The organism is Testudinibacter sp. 'clade 2' (assembly GCF_006227735.1).
In the GTDB taxonomy this organism is placed as follows: Bacteria; Pseudomonadota; Gammaproteobacteria; order Enterobacterales; family Pasteurellaceae; genus Chelonobacter.
The window spans coordinates 24182-31364 of the sequence record NZ_VDHB01000071.1; the positions used below are offsets into that span (position 1 = coordinate 24182).

Below are 7183 nucleotides of genomic sequence, written 5' to 3' on the forward strand. Positions count from 1 at the left end.
TTTTAGTTTTTACGTTATTAAAGCTTGCTCTTAATCGTCAACAAACTATTAAGACGAATTAAATCACTTTCATTCAACGTGCCTGACAGCTGGCGCAATTGTAATTCCAATAATAAGTAATTATAACGAGCCGAAGCTAACTGGCGTTGTGCTTCATGGCGAGATCGGGTAGCCCTCAATACATCCAAAATCGTTCTGGTGCCGGTTTGATAGCCGGATAAAGTAGCGTTATAAGCACTTTCCGAGGATTTAACATACTGGTGATAGGCTTTAATCGAACTAGCAGAAGCATTTAAACTATTGACTGTGGAGCGAATATTACGCACCAAATCACGATAGGTCGATTCCAAATTTTCCGAATTGCTGACAAAAGCATGCTGCTGTTGCCGAACTTTAGAACTGGTTTGTCCTCCGGTATACAATGGCATCGACACTTCCAAACCGATTGAGGCACGATCCAGATTGCGATCCGCAATACCGTAGGTGCTGGCACTTGGTATCTGCGAATTGGTATGAGTCAAACCTGCAACCAGATTTACTGTCGGCAGATAAGCACTTTGCGCCACTTTAATCCCCTCTTTTGCCAACTCTTTCCCCATTTTATAATAGGTCAGGGTTAAATTTTGCTCTTCTCCTTGAGCAATATACTGATTCGGGTTGGCATAGTTTTGAGTTTTGAATTTTTTGGTGTCCAGCTTACGAATATCTGACGGATACTGCCCGGTAATTTCGTACAACGCTTCAATACTGTTATCAACATCGTTTTTGGCACCGATTTCATTGGCAACCACACTGTCGTATTGTGCTTGCGCTTCATCAACATCGGTCACCGCAACCAACCCCACTTGATATTGTTGGTTAGTGTTAGTTAACTGTTTGTAAACCGCACTTTTTTCCGCTTGTACTGAAGTTAACGTATCAATACTGTTTAATACGTTAATATAGGCTGCCGCCACCCGATACAATAAATTCTGTTGCGTCGCTTGATAAGACACCTCTGCCTGCTGCGCCGTTTTTTCCTGCAGTGACAAATTACGCCACAAGCTCATATTAAACAGCGACTGGCTGAGGGTGAGCCCGGCACTGAAAACACGATTTTGGCTGAAGCTGTTGTTCAAGCTGCTATTATGGTTGCTTCCATGATCAATATAACGGCTACTGCTATAACCGGCATTGGCGCTTAATTGAGGTAGTAACGCTCCTTTTGCCTGATTTTTGCCTTCCATAATTTGCTGGCTGTCAGCATAGGCTTTCTTGACGATTGGGTCACTGATTTTCGCCTGTTCATAAGCGTCAAGCAGGGATGTCGCCATCACTTGTTGCGCTAAGCCTAAGCTTAAAACCGACAGCAACAATGCTGCTTTTTTCATATTTACTCTCCACTAAATGATCGTTCATTCGTACATTTTACCGAAAAGTATTTATAAATGTAAGTGAAAAAAATGCTTAATTTGATACACTAACAACCATACTTCATGAGTAATCAAGGAAATAATGTATGTCGATTGAACAATTTTCCAGCGCTGATTTAACGGTTGAACAGCAAGATCTGGTCTATGATGGTTTTTTTAAACTGTATAAAATCCAATTCCGCCACAAATTGTTTGCCGGTGGTTACAGCGGCACAGTCACCCGCGAACTACTCTACAAAGGTGCGGCTTCTGCGGTTATCGCCTATGATCCAAAGCGCGATCAAGTGGTTTTAGTCGAACAAGTGCGGATCGGTGCTTATGTTGCCGGCAGCCCACAATCTCCTTGGCTGCTGGAATTGATCGCCGGCATGGTAGAACAAGGCGAACAAGCACAACAAGTAGCACTGCGTGAGGCACAAGAAGAAGCCGGGGTCACAATTCAGCAGATTATTCCGGCACTGAGCGTTTGGGACAGCCCCGGCGGCGTGTTTGAACGCATTCACCTGTTTGCCGGCAAAGTTGATGCGGCTAAAGCCGATGGTTTACATGGTTTGGCAGAAGAACATGAGGACATCAAAGTGCACGTCGTCAGCCGCGAACAGGCTTATCAGTGGGTTGAAAGCGGTAAAATCGACAACAGTATTGCAGTGATCGGCTTACAGTGGCTACAGTTAAATTATCCACGTTTGAAAAAATTATGGGCATAGCCTAAAAAAAGTGATGTAACTCTAATTTTTCAAGATTATTTAATACAAAATGTGCGCCTACTAGCATTTTTAATATAAAACTACTGACATTTTTATAAAAAACAGTATCTTATCAGTTATAACTTATTTTTATTTTTTATCAATTTTGTTGGTATATTTTGAGAACGACTTTTCTACACCATTCTGACAAGCTGCCGGTTCGGTTTATTCAAGTAACCGACCCGCATCTGTTTGCCGATAAAAAAGCGGAGTTGTTGGGAATTAATACTTTCGACAGCTTCAAGGCAGTTCTATCCGAGATTCAACAAACGCCGTTCGCTTTTGAATTTGTATTAGCGACCGGAGATTTGACCCAAGACAATAATCCGGAAGGATATCGCTATTTCAGTGAAGAGATTTCACAGTTGCAAAAACCGGTTTTTTGGATTCCTGGCAACCATGATTATCAGCCACACATGGTTGAAACCTTAAACCGTTATCCGGAATTTATCTCTCCGCTAAAACACATTATCGTCAACAATAACTGGCAAATTTTGATGTTGGACAGCCAAGTGCTGAATGTGCCGCACGGCTATCTGAATCAATATCAATTAGACTGGTTGATCGCAAAAATAGAACAATATCCTGATTTATATACGCTGGTGGTACTGCATCACCATATTGCTCCAACCCGCTCCGCTTGGCTGGATCAACATAATCTACGTAATACCTCAGAGTTTTTAAGCTGTCTGCAACAACATCGTCATATTAAAGCGATTATTAGCGGGCACATCCATCAGGAAATGGATACCCAGTGGAATACCTATCGAATCCTGACAACACCATCAACCTGCATTCAGTTTAAATCCGACAGTTACCACTTCAACTTGGATATTTTGCCTCCGGGTTGGCGCGAGTTCGAATTGTATCCGGACGGCAGCTTGATAACACAGGTGAAGCGGCTCAAACAGAATCTGTTTATCCCGGATTTTAATATTTCAGGCTATTAGGGTCTGTTGATCTTACGGCTAAAATACAAAGTGCGGTCAAAACCGCACTTTGTAGTCAGACTATATACCTATTGTTACTTAAACAGGGTTCGCTGACGGCGACTCGGTTTAATTTGGCTGATCAATACCAAGCCCAACACCAAAATATAGCCGATAAAAATTGCTATTAACCACTGCGGCATAGCAAAACCAAACAGCGACCACTGGATTTCGCTGCAAGATCCGTAAGCTTCAAACATTTGCGGCAGCCACTTATTTAACGGCAAGGTAGAGGGAAATTCTACCATCAGCGGGCACTGATTCCACGGCACCGGATTCAGTTGATAATCAGTATGTTGTAGCGCCAATAACAGCCCTTTCACCGCACTTGCCAAGCCAACCGCTAAGGCTAATAAACGGATCAGCAACAATCGCGGTGCAACCATTCCAATCAATGCTGCCAATGCCACGCCGGCAATGGCAACACGTTCATAAATACACATCACACAGGGTTCTAATTTCATGACGTGTTGAAAATATAGCCCAGTGGCTTCAAACGCCAAACAGGACAGCAACAGCAGCAACCAACTGCCACGGCTAAGGGAAACCTGCTTTAAGTAATATAACATTCGCTTTCCTTATTATGTTGTCAAAATACACCGATACTTTGGAACCAAAGGGTGAATTTAGGTAAAAACAGTTCTACCGATACTAACCCAACTAGCGCTAAAACGATAGTATAAGGTAAAGCCATATAAACCATTCGTCCATAAGATAAACGAATTAATGGTGCAAATGATGATGTTAATAAAAACAGAAAAGCCGCCTGTCCGTTTGGTGTCGCCACCGACGGCAAGTTGGTTCCGGTATTGATCGCCACCGCAATCAGCTCAAACTGTTGCTGTGTAATCGTCCCAGCCGTCAATGCTGCTTTGGCTTCATTAATATATACTGTGCCGACAAACACATTATCGGAAATGGCAGACAGTAAACCGTTAAAAATATAGAACAGCGCTAATTGTGTCTCATCTGAGGCGTGCAGCACAAAATTAATAATCGGCTGGAACAGTCCTTGATCGATGATCACCGACACCACCGCAAAAAATACCACTAAAAGTGCGGTAAACGGCAGCGCGTCTTGAAAGGCTTTGCCCAAGGCGTGTTCTTCAGTGATACCACAAAGTGCGGTCGCCAAAATAATCACACTCAGACCAATCAACCCCACGGCTGCTAAATGAAACGCCAAGCCACAAATCAGCCAAATCCCGATCAGTGCTTGCACATACAGCCGCAGACGATCTTGATCCGTCAATTTACGGCTCTGCTCGCGCTCATAACGCGCCAATACCACCCATACTTTTTGTGGCAAACGCTGCCCGTAGCCGAATACTTTAAAACGCTCTAGTGCCAAACAGGTTAACGTTCCGCAAATCAACACCGGCAAAGTCACCGGCAACATGCGTAAGAAAAATTCGCTGAATCCCCAACCTGCCTGTGCCGCAATAATCAAATTTTGCGGCTCACCAACCATCGTCATCACCCCACCAAGTGCGGTACCGACCCCGGCGTGCATCATTAAACTGCGCAGGAAACTGCGAAATTGCTCTAACGTATTGCGTGACATATCAATTTTTTGATCATTAAAAATATCGTCAGAGTTATCGTCAAAGGTGTAACCGGAAGCGACTTTATGATATACCGCATAAAAGCCGGTGCCGACACTGATAATCACCGCAACGACGGTCAAGGCATCTAAAAAAGCCGACAAAAAAGCCGCACTCAGGCAAAACGCCAATGACAGACGCAATTTTGAGCGGATCCCCAACAGTAATTTGGTAAAAATAAACAGCAGCAGCTGCTTCATAAAGAAAATCCCTGCCACCATAAATACCAGTAGCAGGAGAACTTCGATATTCGCCATAATTTCATGCATCACGTGATCCGGTGAAGTCATGCCGATGAAAACCGCTTCAATCACCAACAAACCACCGGCTTGCAACGGATAGCATTTCAATGCCATTGCCAAGGTGAAAATGAACTCTGCAACCAGCAGCCAACCCGCCCAAAACGGGCTGATGGTAAAGTAAATAATCGGATTAACAATTAAAAATCCTAAAATACAAGCCTTGTACCAATCCGGTGTTTTACCCAAAAAATTACGTAAAATCGCACTGCTGTAATTCATTTTTCTACCCTGAATCTCTTTTTTCTAGCGTATAATTTGTCAATAATGAAGTATTGTAATCAAGTTCTATAAAAAGAATAACCATTTATGATCTTATATAAAAAAATGCTAACCAAATCACATTTTTAAACTATTAACCTTCTATTATTTCGCCACTTTCCTGATTTTCGAAAATAAGTGAAACCGAGTTAACACAAAACCGTAAGCCGGTCGGCGGCGGACCATCATCGAAAACATGCCCTAAATGAGAATCACAGTGACCGCAACGAATTTCAGTACGGTGGCGTGACAAGCTGTAATCATCCAAATAGCGGATCGCCTGCTCGGATACCGGTTGATAAAAACTCGGCCAACCGCAACTGGCATCAAATTTAGTGTCCGAAACAAATAGCGGCGAATTGCACAATAAACAGCGGTATAACCCCATCCCCTGCTGCTGCAATAATTTTCCGCTGAACGGCAATTCGGTGCCTTGCTCCAGACAAATTCGCTGCTGTTCTGGCGTAAGTTGTTCTTTTGTTTTCATTGTTCCTCCCAAGGTTCTACATCAACCTTATTCTAAAACAAAACTCGCTAATATATCCTGTTTTTTCTGCTATAAAGCCATTTTATTATCTGCTATATTCTTTGAGCTATCTTGACTTGACGCAATAATTTGTTGTTTCGAACCAATACAAATCTGTGATATACTTCACACAGTTACATGGCGCTGCTACAACACGTTAAAATAGCATCAAATCAGTTATTTTTATGTGAAAATAACGGCAAAATGTAGTAATTTTGTTAAACATTAATGAAGGGTAAAATCTCATGGCAATTAAAATTGGTATTAATGGTTTTGGCCGTATCGGTCGTTTCGTATTTCGTGCTTCTATCAACCGTTCTGATGTCGAAGTTGTCGGTATCAACGACTTGATCGATGCGGATTACATGGCATACATGTTAAAATACGATTCAACTCACGGCCGCTTCGACGGTACAGTTGAAGTGAAAGACGGTAACTTGGTTGTTAACGGTAAAACCATTCGTGTTACAGCAGAACGTGATCCTGCAAACTTAAAATGGGATGAAATCGGGGTTGACGTTGCTGTTGAAGCAACAGGTTTGTTCTTAACCGACGAAACTGCACGCAAACACATTACCGCCGGTGCGAAAAAAGTGGTATTAACAGGTCCTTCTAAAGACAAAACACCAATGTTCGTTAACGGTGTTAACTTTGATACTTATGCAGGTCAAGACATCGTTTCTAACGCTTCTTGCACCACAAACTGCTTAGCGCCAATCGCGAAAGTATTGAACGACAAATGGGGCATCAAAGACGGTTTAATGACCACTGTTCATGCTACCACCGCTACTCAGAAAACCGTTGACGGTCCATCTGCCAAAGACTGGCGTGGTGGTCGCGGTGCGGCACAAAACATCATTCCTTCATCAACAGGCGCTGCAAAAGCAGTTGGTGTGGTCATTCCTGAATTGAACGGCAAATTGACCGGTATGGCGTTCCGTGTTCCTACTACTAACGTTTCTGTGGTTGACCTGACCGTTAATCTGGCAAAACCAGCAACTTATGCAGAAATCTGTGCTGAAATGAAACGCGCTTCTGAAAATGAATTGAAAGGCGTGCTAGGTTACACTGAAGATGAAGTGGTTTCTACCGACTTCAACGGCTGCCCATTAACATCGACTTTCGATGCTAAAGCCGGTATCGCATTAACTGACACCTTCGTTAAAGTCGTTTCTTGGTACGACAACGAAATCGGTTATTCAAACAAAGTATTAGACTTAGTTGCTCACATTTCTAAATAATGACGTCTTAAGCAAAAATATATTGAATACCGCACTTTTAAGTGCGGTATTTTTTTACCTTGAAAATAGGGTCTGTTGATAGTTGTTTTTAGGGTCTGTTGATCT

Annotated in this window: 7 protein-coding genes; 3 read left to right on the forward strand and 4 right to left on the reverse strand. The window is 42.7% G+C overall.

What is annotated here, in order from left to right; all coding sequences use genetic code 11:
• Positions 1–17: 17 nt before the first annotated feature.
• On the reverse strand, positions 18–1370 hold the full coding sequence (locus FHQ30_RS06435) for a TolC family outer membrane protein (RefSeq protein WP_139611165.1): 1353 nt from the start codon (positions 1368–1370) through the stop codon (positions 18–20).
• A gap of 128 nt (positions 1371–1498) precedes the next feature.
• On the opposite strand from FHQ30_RS06435, the gene nudF reads away from it, so the two are divergent.
• The gene (gene nudF, locus FHQ30_RS06440) at positions 1499–2119 is read left to right on the forward strand and encodes an ADP-ribose diphosphatase (RefSeq protein WP_139611164.1); all 621 of its coding nucleotides are present in this window, start codon (positions 1499–1501) and stop codon (positions 2117–2119) included.
• A gap of 158 nt (positions 2120–2277) precedes the next feature.
• The gene (cpdA, locus tag FHQ30_RS06445; protein ID WP_139615017.1) at positions 2278–3108 is read left to right on the forward strand and encodes a 3',5'-cyclic-AMP phosphodiesterase; all 831 of its coding nucleotides are present in this window, start codon (positions 2278–2280) and stop codon (positions 3106–3108) included.
• A gap of 74 nt (positions 3109–3182) precedes the next feature.
• Here the strand turns inward: cpdA and dsbB are convergent, their stop codons facing one another.
• From dsbB to msrB, 3 genes are all read right to left on the reverse strand, one after another.
• The gene (gene dsbB / locus FHQ30_RS06450; protein WP_139612039.1) at positions 3183–3716 is read right to left on the reverse strand and encodes a disulfide bond formation protein DsbB; all 534 of its coding nucleotides are present in this window, start codon (positions 3714–3716) and stop codon (positions 3183–3185) included.
• A 20-nt stretch (positions 3717–3736) separates the two neighbouring features.
• Positions 3737–5272: a Na(+)/H(+) antiporter NhaB gene (gene nhaB / locus FHQ30_RS06455; RefSeq protein ID WP_139612038.1), complete on the reverse strand. Its 1536-nt coding sequence runs from the start codon at positions 5270–5272 to the stop codon at positions 3737–3739.
• Between the two features lie 133 nt (positions 5273–5405).
• Positions 5406–5798, reverse strand: coding sequence for a peptide-methionine (R)-S-oxide reductase MsrB (gene msrB, locus FHQ30_RS06460; RefSeq protein ID WP_139612037.1), 393 nt, complete (start codon positions 5796–5798; stop codon positions 5406–5408).
• 284 nt (positions 5799–6082) lie between these two features.
• Here msrB and gap point away from each other — a divergent pair, with 284 nt between their 5' ends.
• A complete protein-coding gene (gap, locus tag FHQ30_RS06465; protein WP_139612036.1) occupies positions 6083–7078 on the forward strand; it encodes a type I glyceraldehyde-3-phosphate dehydrogenase in 996 nt (331 codons plus the stop codon).
• Positions 7079–7183: the final 105 nt, after the last annotated feature.